18 protein-coding genes are annotated in these 25245 nt (G+C 38.9%); 13 read left to right on the forward strand and 5 right to left on the reverse strand.

The genetic code is table 11. From position 1 onward, the window contains the following. Window positions 1–13: 13 nt before the first annotated feature. Window positions 14–1099 carry an alpha/beta fold hydrolase gene (locus JL102_RS13775; RefSeq protein ID WP_202245000.1) on the forward strand — a complete coding sequence of 362 codons (1086 nt, stop codon included), beginning with the start codon at window positions 14–16 and terminating at the stop codon, window positions 1097–1099. A gap of 12 nt (window positions 1100–1111) precedes the next feature. Here JL102_RS13775 and JL102_RS13780 read toward each other — a convergent pair whose 3' ends face one another. Next, window positions 1112–1426 carry a DUF3817 domain-containing protein gene (locus tag JL102_RS13780; RefSeq protein WP_237390590.1) on the reverse strand — a complete coding sequence of 105 codons (315 nt, stop codon included), beginning with the start codon at window positions 1424–1426 and terminating at the stop codon, window positions 1112–1114. Window positions 1427–2053: 627 nt separating this feature from the next. On the opposite strand from JL102_RS13780, the gene JL102_RS13785 reads away from it, so the two are divergent. The 4 genes from JL102_RS13785 to JL102_RS13800 all read left to right on the forward strand — a co-directional run bounded on the left by JL102_RS13785 (window position 2054) and on the right by JL102_RS13800 (window position 5328). Continuing rightward, complete coding sequence (locus JL102_RS13785; RefSeq protein ID WP_202245001.1) at window positions 2054–2422, forward strand: hypothetical protein; 369 nt, start codon at window positions 2054–2056, stop codon at window positions 2420–2422. Between the two features lie 226 nt (window positions 2423–2648). Then, window positions 2649–3134 (forward strand): hypothetical protein, encoded by a 486-nt coding sequence (locus tag JL102_RS13790; RefSeq protein ID WP_202245002.1) that lies wholly within the window; start codon window positions 2649–2651, stop codon window positions 3132–3134. Window positions 3135–3278: 144 nt separating this feature from the next. Continuing rightward, a complete protein-coding gene (locus tag JL102_RS13795; protein ID WP_202245190.1) occupies window positions 3279–3653 on the forward strand; it encodes a DUF1304 domain-containing protein in 375 nt (124 codons plus the stop codon). Window positions 3654–3819: 166 nt separating this feature from the next. Beyond that, window positions 3820–5328 (forward strand): Ig-like domain-containing protein, encoded by a 1509-nt coding sequence (locus tag JL102_RS13800; RefSeq protein ID WP_202245003.1) that lies wholly within the window; start codon window positions 3820–3822, stop codon window positions 5326–5328. 229 nt (window positions 5329–5557) lie between these two features. Here the strand turns inward: JL102_RS13800 and JL102_RS13805 are convergent, their stop codons facing one another. Next, window positions 5558–6616, reverse strand: coding sequence for a succinylglutamate desuccinylase/aspartoacylase family protein (locus JL102_RS13805; RefSeq protein ID WP_202245004.1), 1059 nt, complete (start codon window positions 6614–6616; stop codon window positions 5558–5560). A gap of 180 nt (window positions 6617–6796) precedes the next feature. Beyond that, window positions 6797–7204 carry a winged helix-turn-helix transcriptional regulator gene (locus tag JL102_RS13810; protein WP_202245005.1) on the reverse strand — a complete coding sequence of 136 codons (408 nt, stop codon included), beginning with the start codon at window positions 7202–7204 and terminating at the stop codon, window positions 6797–6799. A 252-nt stretch (window positions 7205–7456) separates the two neighbouring features. Between JL102_RS13810 and JL102_RS13815 the strand changes: the two genes are divergently transcribed. The 4 genes from JL102_RS13815 to JL102_RS13830 all read left to right on the forward strand — a co-directional run bounded on the left by JL102_RS13815 (window position 7457) and on the right by JL102_RS13830 (window position 11165). Beyond that, window positions 7457–8440: an MBL fold metallo-hydrolase gene (locus JL102_RS13815; RefSeq protein WP_202245006.1), complete on the forward strand. Its 984-nt coding sequence runs from the start codon at window positions 7457–7459 to the stop codon at window positions 8438–8440. Window positions 8441–8539: 99 nt separating this feature from the next. After that, window positions 8540–9880 (forward strand): M28 family peptidase, encoded by a 1341-nt coding sequence (locus JL102_RS13820; RefSeq protein WP_202245007.1) that lies wholly within the window; start codon window positions 8540–8542, stop codon window positions 9878–9880. A 3-nt stretch (window positions 9881–9883) separates the two neighbouring features. Next, complete coding sequence (locus JL102_RS13825) at window positions 9884–10309, forward strand: RidA family protein (RefSeq protein ID WP_202245008.1); 426 nt, start codon at window positions 9884–9886, stop codon at window positions 10307–10309. 349 nt (window positions 10310–10658) lie between these two features. Next, window positions 10659–11165: a hypothetical protein gene (locus tag JL102_RS13830; RefSeq protein ID WP_202245009.1), complete on the forward strand. Its 507-nt coding sequence runs from the start codon at window positions 10659–10661 to the stop codon at window positions 11163–11165. 402 nt (window positions 11166–11567) lie between these two features. On the opposite strand, the gene JL102_RS13835 is transcribed toward JL102_RS13830, so the two are convergent. After that, entirely contained in the window at window positions 11568–13325 is a 1758-nt protein-coding gene (locus JL102_RS13835) for a RagB/SusD family nutrient uptake outer membrane protein (RefSeq protein WP_202245010.1), read from the reverse strand. 6 nt (window positions 13326–13331) lie between these two features. Further along, entirely contained in the window at window positions 13332–16394 is a 3063-nt protein-coding gene (locus JL102_RS13840) for a SusC/RagA family TonB-linked outer membrane protein (protein WP_202245011.1), read from the reverse strand. Between the two features lie 564 nt (window positions 16395–16958). Here JL102_RS13840 and JL102_RS13845 point away from each other — a divergent pair. The 4 genes from JL102_RS13845 (at window position 16959) to JL102_RS13860 (ending at window position 25223) form a co-directional block, all read left to right on the forward strand. Further along, a complete protein-coding gene (locus JL102_RS13845; protein WP_202245012.1) occupies window positions 16959–17933 on the forward strand; it encodes a phosphatidylinositol-specific phospholipase C1-like protein in 975 nt (324 codons plus the stop codon). Window positions 17934–18191: 258 nt separating this feature from the next. After that, window positions 18192–19919: a glycoside hydrolase family 43 protein gene (locus tag JL102_RS13850; RefSeq protein ID WP_202245013.1), complete on the forward strand. Its 1728-nt coding sequence runs from the start codon at window positions 18192–18194 to the stop codon at window positions 19917–19919. Between the two features lie 162 nt (window positions 19920–20081). Further along, window positions 20082–23318: a SusC/RagA family TonB-linked outer membrane protein gene (locus tag JL102_RS13855; RefSeq protein ID WP_237390592.1), complete on the forward strand. Its 3237-nt coding sequence runs from the start codon at window positions 20082–20084 to the stop codon at window positions 23316–23318. Window positions 23319–23330: 12 nt separating this feature from the next. Then, the gene (locus JL102_RS13860; protein WP_202245014.1) at window positions 23331–25223 is read left to right on the forward strand and encodes a RagB/SusD family nutrient uptake outer membrane protein; all 1893 of its coding nucleotides are present in this window, start codon (window positions 23331–23333) and stop codon (window positions 25221–25223) included. The last annotated feature ends 22 nt before the right edge of the window (window positions 25224–25245 follow it).

Here is a 25245-nt window from a genome sequence, read left to right on the forward strand (position 1 = left end):
CCTCAATACAACCATGAAATTATACCTATCACTTTTTTTAATATTTATCTTCCATATTGGTTATTCACAAGATGACCATTTGGATCCTAACTATGTAGCTGCAAGAAGCATCATCTCTAGTATTGACACGGTAGTTACGCCCAATGGTATAGATGAACGTTTTTATGCAGAAATAGGAGGGCTGAAGCAATGGATATCTGTTAAAGGACAAGATAAGGGCAAGCCCATATTACTTTTTGTACATGGTGGACCGGGCTCTCCCTTAAACCCTGTAAGCTGGATCTATCAGAAGCCTTTAGAGGAGTATTTTACGGTAGTAAATTATGATCAGAGAGGCACGGGAAAAACCTTTGCCGCTAACGGTACGCTTAACCTTAGGGAAAACATGAAAATAGAGGATTTTGTGAATGATGTGATAGACATCACCAGGTTATTATGCAAAAAGTATAAGAAAGAAAAAGTAGTTATAGTAGGGCACAGTTGGGGAACAGTAATAGCTACTAAAGCCATTATAAAACATCCAGAACTGTTCCATGCCTATGTGGGTATAGGGCAAGTAATTAATGTGCTTGAAAATGAAAAAATAAGTTATGAATATGCCCTTCAAAAAGCTTCTGAAGACCATAACGTTCAAGCCATGAAGGCCTTAAAATCAATAGCTCCATACCCCAATGGGCATGATTTACCCGTAGAGCATATAATTGTAGCCAGAAAGTGGGCGCAATACTACGGAGGATTAAGTGCCTATAGAGCCAATAATGATTACTATTTTAATGCCGCCTTATTGTCTCCTGATTATTCTGAGCAGGATGTAATGGCCATAGATAACGGTACCTTTTTCACCCTCGGCTGTGTCATGAAAGAATTAGCTACGGTGGATTTATCTAATATTCGAAGAATACCTATTCCCGTGATTATGCTTTGTGGTAGACATGATTATACTACACCAACGTTACCTACCATACAATGGATGAAAAAGCTAAATGCTCCGAAAAAAAAGATAGTTTGGTTTGAAAATTCAGCTCATTTAATCCCTGTGGAAGAGCCTGGTAAGATGCTGATCACCTTTGTGAATACAGTACTGCCACTTGGGCATTAACAGTACCTTAACTTAGAGGTTATACTCCTTCTTTAGTCTCTTTTCTACTAAGAAAGGAACTATAGGAAGGAGAGATCCTACAAAGAACATCACTACTCTTAAAAAACCCCATCGGTAGGTTATCCAACAGGCCAGAAGCATGCCTACATAAAGAACAAATAACAGTCCATGAGCCCACCCGGTATACTTTACAGCTTCAGGCATATCCATAAAATATTTCAAAGGCATTGCTACAAAAAGTAAAGCCAGATAAGAGATTGCTTCCAATATAGCAATCATAGCGAATGATTTTACCAATTTCAGATCGTTATTGCTGTTATTACTCATGCTCACAAAATTTGTCTAAAGATAGGCGAAAAGAGCCACTCTGTTCATATTCTATGGAAAAATGGGGTAGGAGAGCCTCTCCAATTTATAGTTTTCTTACTCCGTGAGATGATAAAGAGAATGAATTTTCCATCACTTTGAGAACTTTTTCGATTATTTAAACTATTTTTTATTAAAATTATTACTTTTGAGATCTGATTAAAAATGAATCTTTTCAATTTATAAGAGATAATAACTTTTTTTAACTTCTTCCGCTGGAGGTCAATTTTTTAAACTAAAAATTTATTAATCACCGGATTTGCCACCATGAGTATATTCGGCGATTAGTGTCAACTGGAATGACCAAATTGAATCTAATTATAGGAATAATCATTTTTAGCCTCAATAGCTGTTCTGATTACCCTAACTCTAATCAGTTAGATGGTGACATCAATGATAAAAAAAGGCATAGAATGTAGGCGTAGCTTATCGACCGGAGAGAATTTTTTTAAAACGAGTAATCAATAATTAAATCTAATAAAGGCGGTAATAATCAATGGCTATCCTCGATTAAAGGAATAATTTTTAGCCCGGCCGCCAAATGCATCTTATAAGATGTAAGCCATGAAAACAGAAAAGAATTAAGAAATGGGAAAAATCAAAATCGTAAGTAATTACGCTGCTAAAGTCTATATTGACGAAAAAAACGTTGGTATTATCAAAAAGGAAACAAAGGAATATGAATTAGAGCCTGGCCAGCACATTATCTACGCAAGAACCGCTTGGTGTAGAAGTGAAAAACTAACAATAAATATTACTAGCGACGAAATTTGTGAGTTCACCCTAGCTAGTTTTAAGTATGAAAATGTAGCGAAAGCTGTAATTATGATGCTTGCAGCGCTATTTATGCTCACTAAAAGTTTCATTTTTTTAGTAATCGCAGGATTTTGTTTCCTATATCCTCTATACTTCGTATCCATTGGATATAATCAATATTTGCAATTAAAGCGTTCATAAACATTTGAATGGATGGTAAGCTCTGTAAAGCCAAAACTCACAGAGCTACCGCCTTAATCTACAGTGATCAGGTAGCATGAGAAATCATAATGTTAGCATAACTTTGGTCTTGCCCAGTATCACAATTAATAGATCTGAATAATGGTTATCAAGTCATCAATAATTAAACATGATCATTGTTCATTAAACAGCACAAATTTCTGATAGCTTAGAATCTAAATAATTAATGATACCATTAAAAGAATCAATCATACCCATTGAGTCAATTCAGAAGCAAACCGCCGAATCGAATATAAGAAGTAGAATCTCCAAAAAACACAGCTTATCATTAACAAATACGGCCTCATGGGTAATCTTTCCTGACCGACTATTTGTAGGGAAAGAAAATGATGACGGAACTGTCACTGTTGCCCGATACAGAAATGCCATATTTAAACTATTTCCTAAGATTTACTCTAAATGGCAAATTGACCAACAAGGAGAACATGTAGAGCTAAAGATCAAACATCGCTTGAGCACATTCACAGTTATCGGTCTTTGGATGTTTTCAGTTCAATATCTAGTTTCAGGGGTATTAGGCAAATGGCTAAGTCCTGGCATATTCATTAGTTGCATACTTATTCTCACAGTGGGTATATACCTAATAACAAGAGAAATGAGAATCAATGAGCAAGTTCTCACCAAAATAGCTAAAGAAAAATTTGAGAATTGATATTCCAATTTATATCCGTAAATGCGTTTAATTAGTAATAGACTATCTCGTTGTAGATATAAATTTAATTATTCGGCTATCTTCAAGCTGTATAAATGAATTTCAATTTCATGTACACCTATACTGTAACGTACCTATTCTATGATAAAGATTATAGCACATATATTAACAGCATTAGTGGCTCTAGAGCATTTGTACATCTTATGGATTGAAATGTTTGCTTGGGAAACAAAAGGGAAAAAGACTTTTAAAACTATTCCTAAAGATATATTTCCTAAAACAAAAGGTATAGCTGCTAACCTGGGGCTTTATAACGGCTTCCTCTCTGCGGGATTGATTTGGTCTTTCCTTATTTCTGACATTAACTGGGCGATCAATGTTAGGATATTTTTCCTATTGTGCGTGGCAACTGCAGGCATATTTGGAGCCATTACAGCCGATAAGAAAATATTTTTTGTACAGTCATTACCTGCTCTCGTGGCCCTTCTGCTGATGTTAATTGTAATTTTTTCGGTATAACTCAAAGGGGTATATGGCCAACAATCAATAAGCCTTAAATTTAAATCACCCAGCATGAACACTAGATAAATCCATAAAATTTGTAAACTTGAAGACTCTTACAAATTATGCTGCATTAAATAACGATAAGAGGCCTATAAATTTATATATCTCATTTAATTAAAGTATGAATAATTATTTTTTGAATAGCCTTAAGCTATTAATTTTTTTAACTCCCTTTTTATTACAGTCTTGTTCAGATGATTCTGATGGGTTAGACAATGTGACATCAGAACTAGAATTCACCAACTTAAAAGAAGGGGAAGAACTTTGGAATACAGTAAATATACAGGCTTCCGCTAAAGATGGAATTTCCATAACATCTCTTCAGCTCTTTGTAGATGACCAGCTTTTAGCTTCTGAAAGCAACAAAGCAGTCATAAGTAGCGATTGGAACACCAGTAATACAGAGGATGGTAAGCATACTTTAAAAGTGATAGCAACTAATGCTTCCCAAAATTCTACTGAAAAAGAAATAACAGTAATGGTGAAGAATAACTTAATAACACTTCAAGTACCTGACTATGAGTTACGTTATGGGGAAGAAGGATATATTTTTTTGTCGGATAGAAATGGCAAGCTAATAGCTAGCGAACCACTTATAGCTGGCAAAGAGATAACCCTAAAAAATAATAACTTCCAGGATTCTATCTTTTTCCTAACGGAGTTATACGATAGTCAATCCAGGGAATATGCCCTCATACAAACTTTTTCTGATGTAAAAAGAGGCAGCCACTGGAATATAAGCAATACAGGAAAATTTAGCAGTAATACTCTAAAAGCTGATATAACTTTTACAAACGTCTCTGAAAATGGTTATTTCAGAGCGTACTCCAATGGAGATGATAGTGCATACATAATTGGTGATTTAGGACACCAAGAATCTCTTAGTTTGAGTCGTAGCCCTAGTTACTTATATACTGTCAAATTTGATGACGCACATCAGCCAATCAGCTATAATCTCTTCAAGGGTATTCATGAAGGCGAAAATATTGTAGATCTAAGCCAGGTGAACAAAACCTTTGATGAAATAGAAATTAAATTACCTGATTATGATCTTTATAATTACTTCCTATATGGAATTGATGGTGAGGGGAAATCAGCAAAGGATTTTGAGGTCGATTATGAGTCAAATTCTGAAGCTGGTGTTACAACTACAAAAATATCATATGCTGGAGAATCCTTTGAGAACTATCGATTAGAATTTAACTGGTCTAAAGATAATTATAATTATAGTCAATACATATATGGCCTTGATCACCTTGAATTAAAGGAGATTAATCATGATTTTGACTTTCATTTTAAAGACAAAGGTTTTTCCTATTCCGCTACTGGTGATTTCGACGTAGCTTTTTATGATATCTGGGGTGATATCAATGAAAAGGTAATCTATTGGACTGTAACATTACCTCAAGCTACCGAACGCATAGTACCAGAGATAGAACTACCTGAAAATTTAGAGTTTTTAAATATTCTCAAATCAGAGCACAGTAGCTCAATAAATTTTGAAGATTATGACCAGTTTAATGACTATTATGAAATATTAGAATTTATATCCCATTCAGAATCTGGCTATTATGGGGTGACCAGATATGATAAAAACTATGTATCGGTAGAATATGAGCTGGATAATTAAGATAGTAGAAGAGGAACCTGAAGTCATCATTTGACATTTAAAATAATAAGTAATCTAGAATAAAATCATTGAGGTAATGGCTAGCAGCCCGTTACACCTAAACTAGACAGGCCTAATTTAAACCGAATTATCCATGGGATTCTCATTTTAAATTAGATCAAGGTTTTTCAATTTCTTGCATGCTCCTAAAGCATGAGTGACTTGGCTAGGGCCAAGTCACTCATTAAAACTATTCTTTAATATGCCCGATACTAAATAACTCATCGTCTTTATAGGTGGGAGGGGTAGTGGTGTTATAAAGAATAAAACCATCTACCGGGCAAATGATGTCAGTGATGTGCTCACCAAACAGGTCTGTGAGATAACCAAGCTTCATTCCTTTCTTTACATAATCTCCGGCGCTTACTTCTGTATAGAAAATACCTGTTTCAGGAGCATCAATACTTGTACGCTGCGCAATCATCACAGGATTTTCAACTTTGTCTGGTGCTCCAGGCATAATACCCAAATGTCGGGTTAGGCTCAAAAGTCCAGAAACTATCTTTTGGATATACTTCTCTTCCGCCAACCCCATGCGCCCACATTCTATGTCAACAGCAGGAATACCTCGTTTTATAGCCTCACGAGAGCAGTATATAGAAGGTGCATCGATGCTCTCCGTATTACCAAACTGCACAACATAATCAAAGCCCATATTTACTGCCATTTGCCTTGCTTTTTCAGATAATTCTGGTGTCTTGTAGTAATTATAATAGCCCACATAAGATCTTAGATCTTGATAAGCGTCTCCGGCATGCACGTCAATCATATAATCGCTACGTGCAATAATCTGATTAGCGATCGTCCATGCCAGCTGCTCTGTAAGGGTACCGTCTTTTTTACCCGGAAATTCACGATTAAGGTTTTTTCCATCTAGGGGATTAATATTGATACTTCTCCCTAAAAAACCTGCCACATTTGCTACCTGCACAATAAGCACAGTACCACTCATTTGTTTAGGGTCAAGTTGCTTAATAAGCCGTTGTCCTGCCATTATAGGAGGGTATTCATAGCCGTGGACTCCCGCAGTGATCGTCAGCACCGGTCCCTTATCCGCGCCATGAAATACCGTTACCGGAATAAAAGTACTGTCTTGCCCACTAATAATAGGCAGCATAAAGGATTTCTTACTACCAGGAGATACAGCCTCTCCGGCAAAATCAAAACTTTTTACCTGCGCTTGTCCGTATACACCAGCCATCAAAAACCAAATAAGCATCAGCCCAGATAATATTTTTTTGTCAGTCATAAGTTATGTTTGTAAATGCAATAAAGTTGCAATATTAACACGCGCAGCTCACTAATGCAATAACATTGCATATAGCTTAGCCGCTATTATACTTCTAACTGTCAACCTCTTAAATAAATCAACAAACAACATATCTATCGGGTGACAATAATTAAAGATAATCGATTAAAGAATATTGTATTAGAATTGCATTAAAAACAGGAAAAGATTTGAGATTCCGTCACTGCAACTTGTATTCATCCAATCGTCGGAATAGACTTCGGATTTTGCAAAAAATTGATCGCCCCATTCGTCCATCACCGATATAATCGGGAGCAGTGATTTACCCAAATCGGTAAGGTAATACTCTACTTTGGGAGGCAGCTCATGGTATACTTTTCTGGTAATCATCCCATGCTCTTGCAATTCTTTCAGCTGCTGATTAAGTACTCTTCTTGAAGCATTAGGAATGCTCTTCTGAAGTTGGCTAGGTCTTATATAACCTCTATTGATATTAAGAATAAGGCAAGGTTTCCATTTGCCCCCGATAATCTCCAAACACTTTGTAATTCCGCAATCCACTGATTCGGGTACCTCTGCATTATTCATTTCACAATTTTTTTTAAAAAGAAAAAACACCGATACGTTCAAAACGTCCAGTAGGGACAAATTTGTTCCTATGTGTTCCGAAAGTGCGTTATTGCAATAATAATCATTCTATCCAATTTTTGCAGAAGATCAGATCGTAAGCGGTAGGCCATACCCACTAATAGTAACAGAATAATATAATAGCTTTTGTAAGGTTGCTCAAGAGTGAATCTCTGCACGCCTGCATGAAAGCTATGCAATAATTTGAATGATATGAAAAATTTAAAAAATAGTGTAATTCATTGGTTTTTGTCAGCCGGTACGGTCTTTTTACTTACAGCGATCGTTAGCATATCGGTATACGGGCAAGCAAACGGAGTGAAATTGGACCAACCAGGATATTACCGCTTGGCTATCGGAGAGATTGAAGTGATTGCGGTATCTGATGGAACGTTGCCCATTGATCTATTGCAGGTTTTAACTAACACAACTCCAAAAGAAGTTAATGAACTGCTTGCTGATAATTTTCAAAGCAATCCAGTAGCTGTATCAGTAAATGCTTACCTCATCAAGCTGCAAGATAAGCTAATACTGGTTGATTGTGGCGCCGCAGAATTATATGGCCCCACGTTAGGAAATATCAGTACCAGCTTAAAACGAGCAGGCTATACGCCAGAGCAAATAGACGCTATACTGATTACTCACATTCATGCAGATCATACAGGAGGGTTAGTCTCAGAGGGTAAAATGGTTTTTCCTAATGCTGATATTTATATAAGCAAAGGTGAGATAGATTTCTGGCTAGATCCTCAAGGAGCGAGTAAAAGACCCGATTTGAAAAAATCTTTTGCAGATGCTCAAGCCAAAGTGGGGCCTTATTTGAAAGCTGGAAAAGTAAAGGCGTTTGATTCTAACAAAGAGTTATTTCCAGGTATTAAGCCCATTCCTAGCCCTGGTCATACGCCTGGCCATACATTTTATGCTCTGGAAAACCATGGAGAAAAAATCTTGTTTTGGGGAGATCTCATGCACGTTGAATCCGTACAGTTTGCTAATCCATCGGTAACCATAGCATTTGATGTAGACTCTGAAAAGGCTGCCATAGCCAGAAAGAAAGCCTACCATGAGGCTGCTAATGAAGGATATTGGGTGGCTTCAGATCACATCTCATTTCCAGGTATAGGCCACGTAAAAGCTGAAAAGAAAAATTATGTCTGGGTGCCGATTAACTACAGCACCTATTCTTCAGGACAATAGACAGAGTTGCATATCATACTTAAGACTCAAAAGATGATTTACAATAAGAATTTGAAAATTGCAGGGAGACCGCTTGAATGTATAATCTTGATTTTACTCATGCTGTGTACATCATCGGCTAATGCTCAGCCAACAAAAGAAGATTCAGTAGCAGTAAAGAGCATTTTTTCTAAGTCATTAGATGACCAGAAAGGCTGGGAGAACCTCCGCTATTTATCTAAGAATATAGGAGCGAGAATCAATGGATCTCCACAACTACAAAGGGCCATAGAATGGGCAAAGGCAGAACTTAGTCACATGCAGCTAGAAAAGGTATATTTACAGCCGGTGATGGTACCCCATTGGGAGCGAGGAGGCAAGGAATATGCTGCCATTCATGTTAAAGACAGTACGCTTTCATTATCAGTATGTGCATTGGGAGGATCGGTTGCCACCAATGGATATCTAAAAGCTAAAGTAGTAGAGATTAAGTCATGGGAAGAATTAAAAGCCTTATCTAAAAAAGAAGTAAGCGGAAAATATGTTTTCTTCAACAGAGCCATGGATCCTACAGACGCGGAAAGTTTTAATGCTTATTTAAAAGCCGTTGATCAGCGGGCCATTGGAGCAATAGAAGCAGCCAAAAAGGGGGCAATAGGAGCCTTGATAAGATCTTTAACCTTAAGTATACATGATTATCCTCATACCGGAGCCATGCAGTATAACGATAAGGTAAATAAAATACCTTCAGCAGCACTTAGTACCAACAGTGCAGATCTATTGAGTAGCCTGTTAAAATCCTCGCCCGATTTAGAAATAGGACTTAAAATGACCTGTGCAACATTTCCTGATACGGTTTCTTACAATGTAATTGGTGAAATAAGTGGTTCTCAATACTCTGATGAAATCATAACCGTAGGGGCTCATATTGATTCTTGGGACTTATCAGAAAGTGCAAGTGATAATGGCTCTGGCGTAGTTCAGGCTATTGAAGCCATTAGAATACTGAGTCACATGAAAACTAAACCTCTGAGAACCATTAGAGCCGTAATTTATACCGATGAAGAACAAAGTGCCACTGGCGGTCTTACCTATGCTGAAGAAGCCAAAAGGCTTAAAGAGAGGCATATAGCCTGTATAGAATCAGATGCAGGCGGTTTTGTTCCCGTTGGTTTTCGCATGAGTGGAGACTCAGCAGCACTTGCATCTCTCAAAGATATGATGGGCCTATTTGCCCCCTATAACTGTAGTGGAATAGAACATGATCCTCGCGGTGTAGACATCGCTCCCATGAGAGAGCAGGCTAAGGCTATTATTAGTCTGGATTGTAGCGACCATCGTTTTTTCAACATTCATCATAGCGCATTAGATACCATGGATAAATTAAACAAGCGTGAAATTAACCTTGGTACTGGCGCTATGACTTCATTAGTTTACTTAATATCAAAATACGGATTATAAAAGATGAAAAAATATTTAAAATACATGGCTGTGGCAGTGTTTTGCCTACTTTCAGCATCACAAGTTTATGCCCAAAACAAAACATTAAACCAAAAGCCTTTTAGTGATTTTAGGGTAAACAATAAGACCTATTATTTCTCAGGCCAACTAGGATTATCTAAAGACGAAGGCCCGGCAGATATAGATTTTAACACCGAGGTGCGCCAATGCATGAATAGAATTGCTGATTTATTAAAGCAAAACAAACTGAAATTTAAGGAGGTGGTTCAGGTAACTGTGTACCTGAATGATATGGACAATTTTGAAGAATTCAATAGTATTTACATCGAATATTTTAGCTCTCCATACCCATCACGAGCATGTGTGGCTGTGAGCCAGTTGTATAAAAATGCCAGGGTAGAAATATCTTTCATAGCGGCAAAAGACTAAACCAGGCACAGTTTTAGTTCAGGCAAGCTCCTCTTAAAGCTATGCGATTGAAGTTCCCTTTTAATGAGATAGTTTCATTGCAAATGGGTTCTTTAATCGCATAAAAATTCATTGGGCCTTTAGCAATAGAATTAACTCAAAGTAAATGTTACTGTTCTGTTAGCAGGATCTCAACAGCGCTCGCCCTTCAATCCAAGTTTATTGGTAGCCTAATCTCTATTCCCTATAATTTTTAGAATAGCACCACACATGACATTGAAATAATTAATATTAAATTTATAAATAAAGATGCATTATTGATTAAATATCCTAATTCTCACACCTATTATTGATAAAAATGAAATGTAGAATGTTAATTTATTTAATGCTTTTAGCCTTATTGAGTTGCAAATACACCAATGACACTCAATTTGGAAAACAATACAATGCTATTCGAATGGAATACGGATCTCCCGTAATTCATGATTACATGAGACTTAGAATAGCCGATACAGATTTCGAGAATTGGAGAGCACCACAAACAATGCATGATACAATTTCTATTGGTTTTCATGCAGGAAAAGGTTTTTACATCCATCATGATTCAATTCTTCAGGAAGATGATATTTTCAGGAAACGAATCAATGATTCCACCTTTGTGTTTATAGCAATTTTGACTCATGGTAACTTAAAAAAACATCAATTCACAAATATATATTATGATACGGTTGATGAAAGATCTTTAAAACTTACCGCAAAAGAATATTTAAATAATAATAGTGATTACAAAAATTATTATAATTCAGAAAGACAAAACTTGACCATTGAAGAAGCGGATAGCATCTTAACAGAATGGGGAACTGGCAGATGTCTATAACTACTTTGCACAGGCAGTATTTCATGAATACCAGTTCCTTCTTAACTAAAGGAATTTGAGCGGACGCTCAAGCTATACATGAATCGAAATGGATACTACGACCAGTTGGTGATCTTAGCTTACCAAAAGATTGAGATCAATTTTGATTCCTAAAAAAAATAAGGAATTTGAGTGATTCCAAAACTTTATATATTAGGTCTTCATCAAGCAACCCGCAGTGATCTTTACTTAATTAAAAAAAGTACTGCCATAAGACATTCTACTCCTGTGCGATATAAGTTTAACCAATTAAATAACAGGACTATGATCGATGATTTACAACCCATAAAGAATAACTACCACTTTTTCTCCATAAAAAAGCCCACTATCTCTAGCAGGCTTCTATTTTCAAACCAAGGGAGGTTAGTACCCATTATTTTGCTTAAAAAGTGTTCCGTTTACATCAAGTGTTGCTTGAGGAATACAGAATACTCTTCTGAAAGGCTGAGTTTTCGGCTTGGCAGTGTAGGCCTCATCAAATTTACCAAAACGGATCATCTGAGGTCTTCTTTGCATTTCCCAGTATAACTCAAAACCTAATTCTTTATAAAGCTGGGCTTCATCCAAAGTAGTTAAAGCTTCACCAGGTACGCTGCCATAAAGGGCTTCTCTGGTTCTGCTGGTACGGAGCATGTTCACATCAGCCAGTGCATTAACTTCATCACCTTTTCTGAAGTAAGCTTCCGCTCTCATAATATAGATTCCACCTAGTCGGTAAATAGGCACATCTACCCGGCTGCTACCGTTACCGTTCATCGGGTCATGTTCAAACTTGAATATCCTAGCCCCTCTGTTGATCTGATTTTGAGCAAAAACAGACTCACTTGGGTTATCAAAGTTAAGCTCAGGAGTAAAGTCCATAGGGGTGCCAGAGCTTTTTTCCATCACTAAAGGCAACACTTTTATTCTTCCCTCATCGGTCATCATAAAATTGCCTTTTTCTAAAACAGGGCCATATTGCTGCCCGAATAAGATGCCGCTGTTAAAGTGAAACCAAACATCACTGGTGTTAGGTACCACATCTTCTGCGGGCACGCTTATATCGGTGCCATCGTTCATAAACCAGGTGCCATCTCTGTATTGATATTTTCTCGAGAAGCGAGGGTCGTCGTGATTACCATCCCAGCTATGGAAAAATTCAGGCGTGGTACATGTAGCATTGGTTCCTCTATTCGCTGGTGAGGGTCGCTGATTTCTTGCCATATTTACATAGCCTAAATCATTGTCTCCTGATCTTGCTCCGTCTATTTGCTGCACCACGGTAAAAATCATTTCTGATCCACCAGAATTATTGATAGAGAAGTTTTCAAAGAAATTGCTTGCCAGATTGAATTTTCCAGAGTCAATAAGCTTTGAAGTATATTCAATCACCATATCCATGTCTGACTTACCAGTAGTTAAGGAGTTTTCGTTGAAGTTAAACTGAGAAGCAGCATTAAATCTATCCTTAAAAACAGCACGGTTCAGATACATCTGAGCCAAAAAGCCATAAGCAGCCTCTTTAGTAAAACGCCCACTGTGGGTTGACTTTTCTCCTAGTGAAGCTAAATCAGGAACTAATGATTCTACTTCCTTGATGAGTTTGTCTATGTCATCCGCACCATTTAAAGCCACTATTTCATCACCTTCCATAGCCGGGGCCTGATTAAACAGGTCTAGCATGGTGTAGGTGTAGAACGCTTTCAGGGCTTTGGCTTCTGCTACAAATAAAGCCTTATCAGCAAAATCACTCTTCTCAGTAGTTTCTATGGCCGTGATCGACCTGGCAATACCATTATTGAGTCTATTCCAGTTATTTAAAACTACTTCGTTATAAGGAGACCAAGTAAACTCATGAAAAGCCCTCCATTTACCTCCATCACCCCAGTCGCTACCACGGGTAGGCAAAAGGGCAATATCAGAAGTATACTCTTGCATGGCGATCATGCCACTGTTATCTACGAAAGTACCGTCACCAAGTCTGTCATAAGCAGCCGCCAGCGTTCTTTCTGGATTAGTAACGCTGTTGTCTATTAGTACTTCATCCAGTACGTCTTCATTCAAATCTGTACAGCTAGAGAAAAACATACCAGCAGCCATCAGGGCAGCAGTGGTCTTTTTAAATATATTGTTAGTTTTCATTGTTGATTAGAATTTAACATTTACGCCTAAAATGAAGGTTCTGGCAGTAGGGTAGCTGGTATAATCTATACCTATCGATTGGTTACCACCGGAAGACTTAGGACTGTTAATTAAAGGATCATAACCACTGTAATTGGTAATGGTAAACAGGTTAGTGCCTGTTACAAACAAGTTCACACCTTGCACCCAATCGATTTTAGTGGTATTAAAGTTATAACCTAGCCTGGCTGTATTCAACCTGAAAAAGTCTGATTTTTCTAGGTAATAAGAGCTTGCCGAAGGAGAGTTAGCAGGGTTAGCGCCTGACTCATAGTAGTCTGTAGCCACATTACGATCAGAGGCCAAGTTATTAATATTCAAAGCATTGAGAGCCGTATTATTGAATAAATAGCCTCCTGCTTGCCCGATGAATGATAATGAAAGGTTTAAGTTCTTATACTTCATCTGGCTGTTTAAACCATAGGTAACTTTAGGCAAAGCACCATCATAGATTACTTTATCCTGAATGTTTATACTGCCATCATTATTTTGATCTGTAAAAACATCAAAGCCATTTTCATCAAAACCAGCATGCTCATACAGATAGAATGAGCCTGCAGAATGTCCGTTAGTAAAGATATTAGCCTGTACACCAGACATACCCGGACCAGAAACATTGCCAGAAAGAATATAAGAAACAGGCAGATCCTTTATCTCATTATGAATAGCAGCACCATTCACATCTAAATTCCAGGAGAAGTTATCTGTTTTCATCAGGGTAGATCCTAACATGAGTTCAAAACCTGTGTTCACTATCTTACCATCCATATTTACCCAAACATCTGTAGTGGGGTTAAGCACTCTAGAAGGAATGTTGAGAATGGCATCTGTGGTAGATTTGTTAAAGAAGTCGAAAGTACCATACAACTTCTCATTGAAGAGGGTAAAGTCTAAACCTACGTTAAACTGAGTTACTACCTCCCATTTCAAATCAGGATTAGGTGTTCTTAAGATAGTTACTCCGTTTACTAATTCGAGGTTATCATACAAATAATAGCCTTCAGACCCTGAAAGAGAATAGCTCTCTTGGGTGATTTTATTTTGCACTTCCTGATTACCGGTTTGTCCCCAGCTGGCTCTTAACTTCAGGTTATTGAAGGTATTGTTGTTGCTTAAGAAATCTTCGTTGGTAAGGTTCCAGCCTAAGGCAAATGAGGGGAAGTAACCATACTTGTTATTAGTTCCAAACCTGGTAGAGCCATCCGCTCTCATAGAAGCAGTAACCATATACTTTCCATCAAACGCATAGTTAATCCTCCCGAAGTAAGACTGCAATTCATTTTCCTGAGCAAAACCGGAAATATTAATCAATGAATTGCTTGGTGTAGGATTGTTCACTGGTTTTACACCTTCACCTTTTGGCGATAGGTTATCAAAACCAAAGTTAGTTCCTGAACGCTCAAATTTCTGATATGAGAAGCCCGCTAATACATCTAACTTATGGGTACTATTAAGTAAGCTATAAGTGAGATAATGCTCTATAAGACTGTTAGTAGTCTCAAAATTATTCTGTACATACATACCCTTAGGGCTTCTGTCTGTGAGGTTAGGGTAGATAGTGGTATTTCTTTCGGAAGTAGACCTATCTACACCTACATTCATCTTATAAGTTAGCCTATCAAATATTCTGAATGATAGCTGGGCATTACCCAATACCCTTAACGTGCGGGTTTGATCTTCATAAATACTTAGCAAATAAGCTGGGTTATAGTGAGCATTCATGTTAAAGTTAGTATACTCACCATCAGCATCTTTTAAAGGCCAGGTAGGGTTAGCCATGAGGGTATGAATAATCAACTGACCATCAGAGCCGCCATCATCACTGGTAGGCACCCCATTATCTTTGGTTTCAGAAGCTGTAAGGTTTACCTGTAAGTTCAGCCTATCATCATCAAAAAAAGATTCAGAAGCGTTGATTCTACCTGTAGTACGTTTAAAATCACTTTGTTTTACAATGCCTTCTTGGTCTATATTGCTTAAAGACACATAGTAATTGCCTGACTCAGTAGCCTTAGAAAAAGACAAAGCATTGTTATAAGTAACACCTGTTCGGTAAATCTCATCTTGCCAGTCAGTGTTTCCTCCATGATCAAAAGCAGGGTCTTTAATCGCCTTTCGGTATTCGTCAGCATTTAGAATGTCAAGCTTGTGGGCTACATTTGAAAAACCAACAGAAGACTCAAAATTTAAAGTGGGCTCACCCACCTTACCTTTTTTGGTAGTGATGATCACCACACCATTAGAACCTCTGGCTCCGTAAATAGCTGCTGCCGAGGCATCTTTCAATACGTTGATAGATTCAATATCACTGGTGTTAAGGAAGTTTAAAGGGTTTTTAGCACCAGAAGAACCAAATCCTACATTCGTTCCTCCAGGGCTAACATTATCATTAGCCAAAGGCACACCATCAACCACAAATAGGGGAGTGCTACCACTTCTGATAGAGCCTACACCTCTTATGGTCACATCTATTCCGGCACCAGGCTCACCGCTTGAACTAACCACGCGTACCCCCGCCACTTTACCTTGCAATAAATTATCAGGAGAGATGTTAATGCCTTCCTTAAAATCAGCTCTGTCTAATTTAGTTAACGATCCGGTAACATCTGCCTTAGTCTGGTTACCATAACCGATGACTAATACTTCGTTCAGCTGAGAAGCATCTGTTTCCAGCTGCACATCTATACTGGTAGAAGAAGCCGAAATCTGTTGAGGTTTATAACCTATATAGGATATTTGCAGTGATGCACCAGATGTAACCTTTATGGTGAATTTACCATCAAAATCAGTGATTACACCGTTATTAGTTCCTAGTTCCAGCACTGTAGCACCAGGCAGAGGATCTCCTTTTTCATCTCTTACTATTCCCTTTACGGTCTGCTGGGTAGCCTGTAAGTATGAAGCAATTTTACTGCTGTTTTCATTGTGCAGAATTCCTTCTGCACGCGCTTGTCCCATGGTTAAGGAAAAGGCTATAGTGGCCAGAAAAGCAATGTTTTCTAGCTTTAAATAAGTATCTTTAAAGTTCATTAATTTAAGTGTTAGTGAGTAAAGCTTAAGGCTTAGCCGTGGTTGTTGCCGCAACTACGGTTTACTTTTTTTGATCTTGGGGTGGTATCAATTCTCTATCATAAATTGTATTTTAATTTTACTTGATTTCCTTTCAAGTAAGCTCAATAAAACGTTTTAGCTTAACTAGTTATTCATCTCAGGTTGTATTTCAAAAGGTTTGTTATGCCAGCCTGGTAATTTTGGCGCTAAGCTAATAGAATCTTTCTCACACATGCAGAAGACTAATATTACAATATCATTAAGGAAATATTAAGTCACTTCTTCCAAGGTATAATTCATAAAATATTTAAACATTTAGTATGATTTATAAGCGGTTAGAGAATAGAGAATTACACCGCTTAACATCTTGATAATCTTTAATTGATTAAATCATTACATAAAAACTGTGTTTGTTTTTTCATAACGAAACAACTTTGCCCTCTTCGGTATTCAACTAAAACTAAAATGAAGCAAATCCTATATATCTTTTTGATATTCAGTATTTTATCTTGTTCAAAATCAGCGTCGACTAAAATCAATAAAATGCAGGTTATAGGATCTCATAATAGTTATAAGCAAGCGATAGAGCCAGATTTATATCAATTTTTGGAAGAGCGAGATACAACCGGAGGGATTAAAACTTTACAATATACACACCTACCTATACCAGAACAGCTAAGAATGGGCCTCAGGAATCTGGAAATTGATGTCTATATAGATTCTGAAGGAGGAAAATATGCTCACCCTCAGGGCCTTGAACTGTTAGAAGGAGGAAGCAACTATGATCCGGAAGGTAAGATGATGAAACCTGGATTTAAAATGTTGCACATAGCAGATATTGATTTCAGAACTTCCTATTACACTTTAAATAATTGCCTTTCGGCGCTTAAATCGTGGTCAGAACAGCATCCTGATCATTCTCCGGTATTTATTACGCTGGAGCCTAAAGACGGCCCGCCCAATAGGTGGGGCACCACACCAGAGCCCTATACTTCTACTGCCTTCGATGATCTGGATAAAGAGATTAGGGACGGGTTGGGAGAGGAGCACCTCATCACTCCGGACATGGTTCGTGGCCCTTATGAAACTTTGGAAGAAGCCGTATCAGCAGGAAACTGGCCTGGACTTGTCGAAGCTCAAGGTAAGTTTATGTTTATTCTTGATAATGATGGAGATAAGAAAGAAATTTACAGACAAGGACATCCCAGTCTACAAAACAGGGTTTTGTTTATCAACGCATCTCAAGGCTCGCCTGAAGCAGCGGCCATGATCATTAATGACCCTCATGATAGCAGAATTCCTGATTTGGTAAAAGAAGGCTACATTATAAGAACCAGGGCCGATGCAGGTACTCTGCAAGCCAGAAATAATGACTATTCTGATTTTGAAGCAGCCAAGCAGTCAGGAGCTCAGATAATCACCACCGATTATTATGTGCCAAGTACACTTTTCGCATCTGATTATCATGTATCCTTTGAAAATGATCAATTCGAAAGACCAAATCCCATCTTCAAATGATTGAATATTAATAAAGAAATATTCAATCGCAATAAAGTCCATATAATCAAACCTTTTTATGTCTTAACAAACCTAAATGTTACCAGCTATAAAGCATTTGTAACAAATTAGGATAGCGACAAAAGCTTAAAAATATACATTTACAAACGATTGCAATCCTAAAATGTACGTATTAAGCGAGAGATCTTCACTTCTTCTCCACTTCAGGCGGCATTTAACTTTCGAAATTGAATGTGACTTATTTTATAGCTTTTCCAAATGTTTAAATTACCTAGTATACGCAACCTATTACTTACTTGTTCTCTTATTCCTTGTATATTGTCATGTAGCTCAAAGCTAGACGGTAAACAGTCGAAAGGCCCAGAGAAGAAGGATAAATCTGTTGCCTATTTTGATTCTTTCAATTACAAAGGCAACGATAATTTCTATAATGAAAATCCGCTGCCAGGTAAGGATTATTTCTATAACCCTATTTTACCAGGATGGTATTCAGACCCAAGCATTTGCGCTAATGGTAAGGATTACTTTCTTGTCACATCCTCATTTTCTTACTTTCCGGGAGTTCCTATCTTCCACAGCCAAGACCTGGTAAATTGGAAGCAGATCGGCCATGTACTCAACAGACCTTCTCAGCTCCCCCTGGAAGGACAGCATACCAGCGAAGGTATTTTCGCTCCTGCCATCAGCTATAACCCTCATAATCAGACATATTATATGATTACCACCAATATTAGAAAGGGTAATTTCTTTGTAAAAACCAAAGATCCGTTTGGAGAGTGGTCAGAGCCGGTATGGTTACCAGAGGTGAAGGGCATTGACCCTTCCTTTTTCTTTGATGATGATGGAAAGGCTTATATTGTGAATAATGATGAGCCTGAAGAAGGATCTACTTATAGTGGCCACCGAGCCATTAGAGTTCAACAGTTTGATGTAGAGACTGAAAAGACTTTTGGATCAAGAAAGGTACTCATCAATGGCGGAGTAGATATATCTGAAAAGCCCGTTTGGATAGAAGGGCCACATATTTATAAAATCAAAGGCCAATATTTTCTCATGTGTGCCGAAGGTGGTACTTCCGTAAACCACCGGGAAGTAATATTCAAAGGAGACAGCCCCATGGGCAGCTTTAAGCCCTGGGATAAAAACCCTATTCTCACTCAGAAGCATCTTAACCCATCCAGAAAGAAACCCATCACCTGTGCTGGACATGCTGACTTGGTACAAAAACCGAATGGTGAGTGGTGGTCCGTATTTTTAGGCTGTCGCCCAATCAATAATGAGTTTGAAAACCTGGGTAGAGAAACTTTTCTGATGCCTGTAAAGTGGAGTGAAGACGGATACCCCTACCTAACTCATGATAATGAGGAAGTGCCTAGGGTTGTACAAATGAATGGTTTACAGCGCTCAGAGCAACCGACATTTGGCAACTTCAACAAATTAGAATCATTTGAAAGCCCAGAACTTAACCAAGAGTGGTTCACTATGAGAGGAAAGGCTCTTCAGTATTATTCTTTAACCAAAACCCCGGGCTATCTGGCCTTGCAATGTGCTCCGGTAGCCTCAACTGAAAAGAAAGAATTAGCTTTTATCGCCAGGAGAATTCAGCATCATCAATTTGAGATTAACTCCACAGTATACTTTAAACCAGCTACGGAGAAAGATGCTGCCGGGCTACTGCTCTATAAGGATGAACGCCACCAATACTTTCTCGCTATTCAGCAAGAAAATAATCAGAGAAAGGTAGCTCTTAAAAAGATATCTGATAAAGGAATTGAAGAAATAAGTAGCAAAATGATAACTCCCACAAATGATCAGGTAGACCTGAAAATCACTTCTAATGGCACCCATTTCAACTTTTACTGCACTACCGATGGCGAGAAGTGGGAAAACATTGCTGAAAATATCAGTGCACAATATTTATCAACGGCTAATTCATTTGGCTTTACCGGTACTACGGTAGGCATGTATGCTACTAACAGTATGTAATCTGCTAGTGGTTTTTTGAAAATCAATCGCATAAACAGAAAACAAAACTTGCTAAATATGAACAATCCTAAACAAGACAACAGAAACCATCCGCAATTGAGACCTGGCTAATGGCTGTACAACTTCACCTTAATGAAATGTTGAACCATTAACTCAATTTGTATGAAAAAACTTTTATTTAAGCCATACTTTAAGGTGAGTATCCTAACGATTTGCATGCTATGCTTTACCCTGCACACTACTACTACTCAAGGGAAGCATAGCATAGAAACCCTAATCAGCACATACTCACCAGAATACAGCAACCATACCTCAAACGCTACTTTAAAGACATCCCTTTATCAAAATGCGAGAACAGTAACTGGAAAAGTAACTTCAGACGATGGTTCTGAAGGAATTCCAGGAGTTACGGTACTCATAAAAGGAACAGGTAGAGGTACTACTACAGACATAGATGGTAGGTACAGCATTAAAATCAACACTCAAGACGCTATTTTGATTTTCAGTTTCGTTGGCTTCATTACCCAAGAGATACCAGTAAGCACCAGATCAGAAATCAATGTAAGTTTAGAAGAAGATGTAAAGTCCTTAGATGAAGTAGTTATTATTGGCTACGGAGAGCAAAAAAAGGAAAGTGTGGTGGCTGCTATTACCCAAACCAGCAGCAAGACCCTGGAGCGTACAGGAGGTGTTTCCAGCGTAGGAGCAGCCCTCACAGGTAACGTGCCCGGTGTGATTACCACGGCCAGTACAGGTATGCCGGGAGAGGAAGACCCTATGATCTACATACGGGGTATGAGCACCCTGAATAATGCCTCACCACTGATATTGGTAGATGGGGTAGAAAGACCCATGTCCAGCGTAGCTATCAGCTCCATAGAAAGCATTTCTGTACTCAAAGATGCCTCAGCCACAGCCGTTTATGGTGTAAGAGGTGCCAATGGTGTTATCCTTATCACCACCAAAAGAGGTAAAGAAGGAAAGGCGTTCATCAGAGCTCGTGTAAACACTACCGTTAAAGTCCCCTCCAAACTACCCGGTAAATATGATGCTTATGATGCCCTGAAGGTTCGAAACGAGGTAATAGAATACGAATTGGCCATGAATCCCTCTAGCTGGAATGATTACCTGCCTCAGGACATTATAGATAAGTACCGTAACCCTGCCAATCAGGAAGAAAGAGAAAGGTATCCGAATGTAGACTGGGCTAATACATTATTTAAAGATTATGCCATGTCTTATAACGCCAGCTTAAACATAAGTGGTGGTACAGAATTCGTCAAGTATTTTGCCGGGGCTGATTTCCAAAAAGAAGGTGATCTCTTCAGGAAATTTGATAATAACAGAGGCTATGACCCCGGTTATGGTTTCAATAGGTTGAATGTTCGGTCTAACCTGGACTTTCAGCTGACCAGCTCTACTAAGCTCAGCGTAGGCCTGGCCGGATCATATGGCGTAAAAAAGAGCCCCTGGGGAGCTATAGGATCAGAATATGGCATGTGGATAGCTGCTTATAGTAATGCACCAGATGCTTTCCTTCCTCAATATTCTGATGGTAGCTGGGGCTATTATGCTCCCAACCAGGGTAAGGCGGAGAACTCTGTACGAACCTTGGCCATCAGTGGTGTTCAGTATAGAACTACTACACGTTTGAATACCAACTTCACCTTAGAGCAAGATCTTGATAAGTTATTAAAAGGCTTAGATATAAGGGCTACCATCGCTTTAGATAACTCCTTTTTGGAAGGAGATCGTGGTATAAATGACCTCAATAATGATAATCAGCAAAAATGGATAGATCCTGTTACCGGTCTGGCCACTTTCAAAAATAGTTATGATAATAATAACCGTTTTGACTTTCAGGAAGGTGTGAAATGGTCTGCCGCACCAGGCACAGTGTTGGACTATGCTTCTTATAGGAAGTTATTCTATCAGTTACAGTTAAACTATAAAGTTACTCTGGCTGACCGCCATGACGTCACTTTGATGGGACTTTTCAACAGAAACGAGAATGCAACAGGCAGTGAAATACCACACTACCGAGAAGACTGGGTATTTAGAACTACTTATGCTTTTGATAGTAAGTATATGCTGGAATATAACGGGGCCTATAATGGTTCTGAGAAGTTTAGCAGGGATAATCGCTTTGCTTTCTTCTCTTCCGGTGGGCTAGGCTGGATAATTTCAAAAGAATCTTTCATGGAGTCTATACCCCATCTGGATCTATTAAAACTAAGGGCATCATACGGAGAAATAGGTGATGATAATGTCAATGGCAGATGGCTCTATTTAGACCAATGGGCATATGGAGGGCAAGCCAGGCTCGGATTATCAGGTGAGGGTGCGCCACAAAGTCCTTACATATATTACAAAGAAGCCTCAGTGGGGAATCCTCAAGTAAAATGGGAGAAAGTAAAAAAGGTAAACTTTGGCTTTGACTATGGTTTCTTCAATGGCTTCTTAGAAGGTAATATTGATTTCTTTAAGGATACCAGAACGGATGTATTAATTACAGATAGAGCTATACCTTCTTATTTCGGCACCACTGCACCAGTGGCCAATTTGGGTAAAATAGAAAATAAAGGCTATGAGATTGAGGTACGTTTAAATCATCAGATTGGTCAAAACCTAAAGTTATGGTCTAACTTCAACCTTACTCACGCTAAAAACAAGATATTGGCTGCCGATGATGCTCAGCTGCTGCCTGACTATCAAAAAAGGGCCGGCAAGCAAATTGGTCAAGTATATTCTCACGTAAGTCATGGATATTATAACACCTGGGATGAGGTATATGCCAGCACTCAACATAATACCAATGATAATCAGAAACTTCCCGGTAATTATAACATTATCGACTACAATGGAGATGGGGTTATAGACTCTTATGATAACATTCCTTATGGCTTCTCTGGTGCCCCACAAAATACTTATAACGCCACTTTGGGCTTTCAATGGAAGGGACTTAGTGGCTTTGTGCAATTTTATGGTTCTAATAATGTTACTCGCCAGGTGGTACTCACCAGCTTGAGCTCCCAAAACCATGTAGTATATGAGGAAGGTAGCTACTGGTCTAAATATAACACCAATCCTGATGCTCCTATGCCTAGGTGGCTATCCACACCCAGTGAATACACCAGGGCCAACCAGTACATGTTTGATGGCTCTTATGTGAGGCTGAAAAATGCTGAACTTGCCTACACGTTTGACGCAATATCATCTCCTTGGATAGGTAAGATTGGTTTTGAATCATTAAGGGTCTACATGAATGGAAATAACCTATGGCTATGGACAGATATGCCAGATGACCGAGAATCTAACTTTGCGGGTACCGGCTGGGCCTCACAAGGAGCATACCCCACGGTAAAAAGGTACAACTTGGGCCTTAACCTCACTTTCTAAACCTGATTAATCATGAATAAACTTATAGCAACTATACAAAAATGCAGTATTGTTTTATGCTCACTTTTCATCATTACGGCATGCGAAGATTATTTAGATAAAACTGATGAGAGCATTATCTCTGAAGATGAGGCTTTTAAGAATTTCAGAAACTTTCAAGGCTATACTGAAGAGCTATACCATTGCATTCCTGATTTTACTAATGCCTACTGGACTAACTCTTGGAATTGGGGTGACGATGAGATCCAATCTACCGCACGCAATTTTCATTTTGTATGCAAAATAGACGATGGTAACTTCTGGGGCTGGCAGAATGAGTTTGATGGCTGGGACGCAGGGTGGATGAATCAACCGGATGCCGCTACAGATGATGATCGCTTTCACAAAGACCTATGGACCCTGGGCTGGTATGGCATAAGAAAAGCTAATCTGGGTTTGGAAAACATGGAAAAACTAATTGATGCCACTCCAGAGGAAAAGAACCTGATAAAAGGTCAGCTTTTGTTTTTTAGAGGATGGTTTCACTTTCAATTCATGCAGTATTTTGGAGGTTTACCCTATATAGATATGGTAATCCCCAGCTCAGGAGAGAGCATGGCCATGGAAAGGCTCAGCTATCAGGCCTGTGCAGAAAAGGCCGCACAGGACTTTAGAGAAGCCGCAGACCTGCTTCCTACTGATTGGGACCTCACCGTTGTGGGTAAGAGTACACTCGGTAAGAATGACCTGAGAATAAATAAAATCATGGCGCTGGGTTATCTGGGTAAGAATCTGTTATGGGCTGGCAGCCCGCTCATGAATGAAGAATCTACAGGCAGCCCTACTTATAATGCCGATTTCTGTAAAAGAGCGGCGGATGCATTTGCGGAGCTACTTCAGCTATGTGAGAGCGGTGAAGCACGTTACTCGCTTTTACCTTTTGAAGATTATCATGAAAACTTCTACACCACTGGTCAGAATTGGCAAATACCTGGAGGAACTGAAGCGATATTCAGAGGCCCGTACTACGGTGCCAATGGCTCTAACTGGGGCACAAGTAAGCAATACCAGCCTGCACCTGTACTAGCCGATGGCGATGTGAAATTTTTACCTACTGCCAACTATGTCGATTATTACGGCATGGCCAATGGCTTACCCATAAAAGATATCACCCAGGCAGATGCAGAATCTGGCTACGACCCAGAGTACCCATGGAAAAATAGAGACCCAAGGTTTTATAACGACATAGTATTCGATGGTGTGAAATGTGTAAAAGGCTCTATGCCTGATGATGTAGCACAAGATCGTTATGCTAACCTTTACTCTGGCGGAAGCTACAGAAACATTGGCACAGGAAGCCGTACAGGTTATTTACTCTACAAGTTTATTCCTATTACTGCCAATAAATATGATGATGGCTATGGCTGGGGTAACAACCTGAACATTCACTTGCCGTGGATGCGCCTGTCTGACGTTTACCTGATGTATGCCGAAGCCGCAGCACAAGGTTATGGTTCTTCGGCGGGGCAGTCTCCGGGGTATTCACGTACTGCCGCAGACGCTATCAACGTGGTGCGAGATAGGGCTGGGGTCGGCCATGTTGCGGCCAAATTCCTTGGATCTCTAGATGATTTTATGGGCGAGGTGCGAAGGGAACGAGCAGTAGAGCTGGCTTTTGAAAGGCATCGCTTCAACGATTTGAGAAGGTGGCTATTATTAATCGAAAAGCCTTATACACTTAAAACATCTATTGAATTCGATAGAGCTGATGATCTCAATACTGAAGATCCCTCTCTCAACCGAGTGGTAAATATTAGAGAAGAGGTGATTTTAGAAAGACATTTCAGTAGCAAACATTACTGGCTGCCGCTGAAAAATTCTGACGTCAACCTGTATCCCGAGTTTCCTCAAAACCCAGGGTGGTAAACAGTACAATGATAAACGCAAA

The organism is Fulvivirga sediminis (assembly GCF_016757215.1).
Taxonomy (GTDB): Bacteria; Bacteroidota; Bacteroidia; order Cytophagales; family Cyclobacteriaceae; genus Fulvivirga; species Fulvivirga sediminis.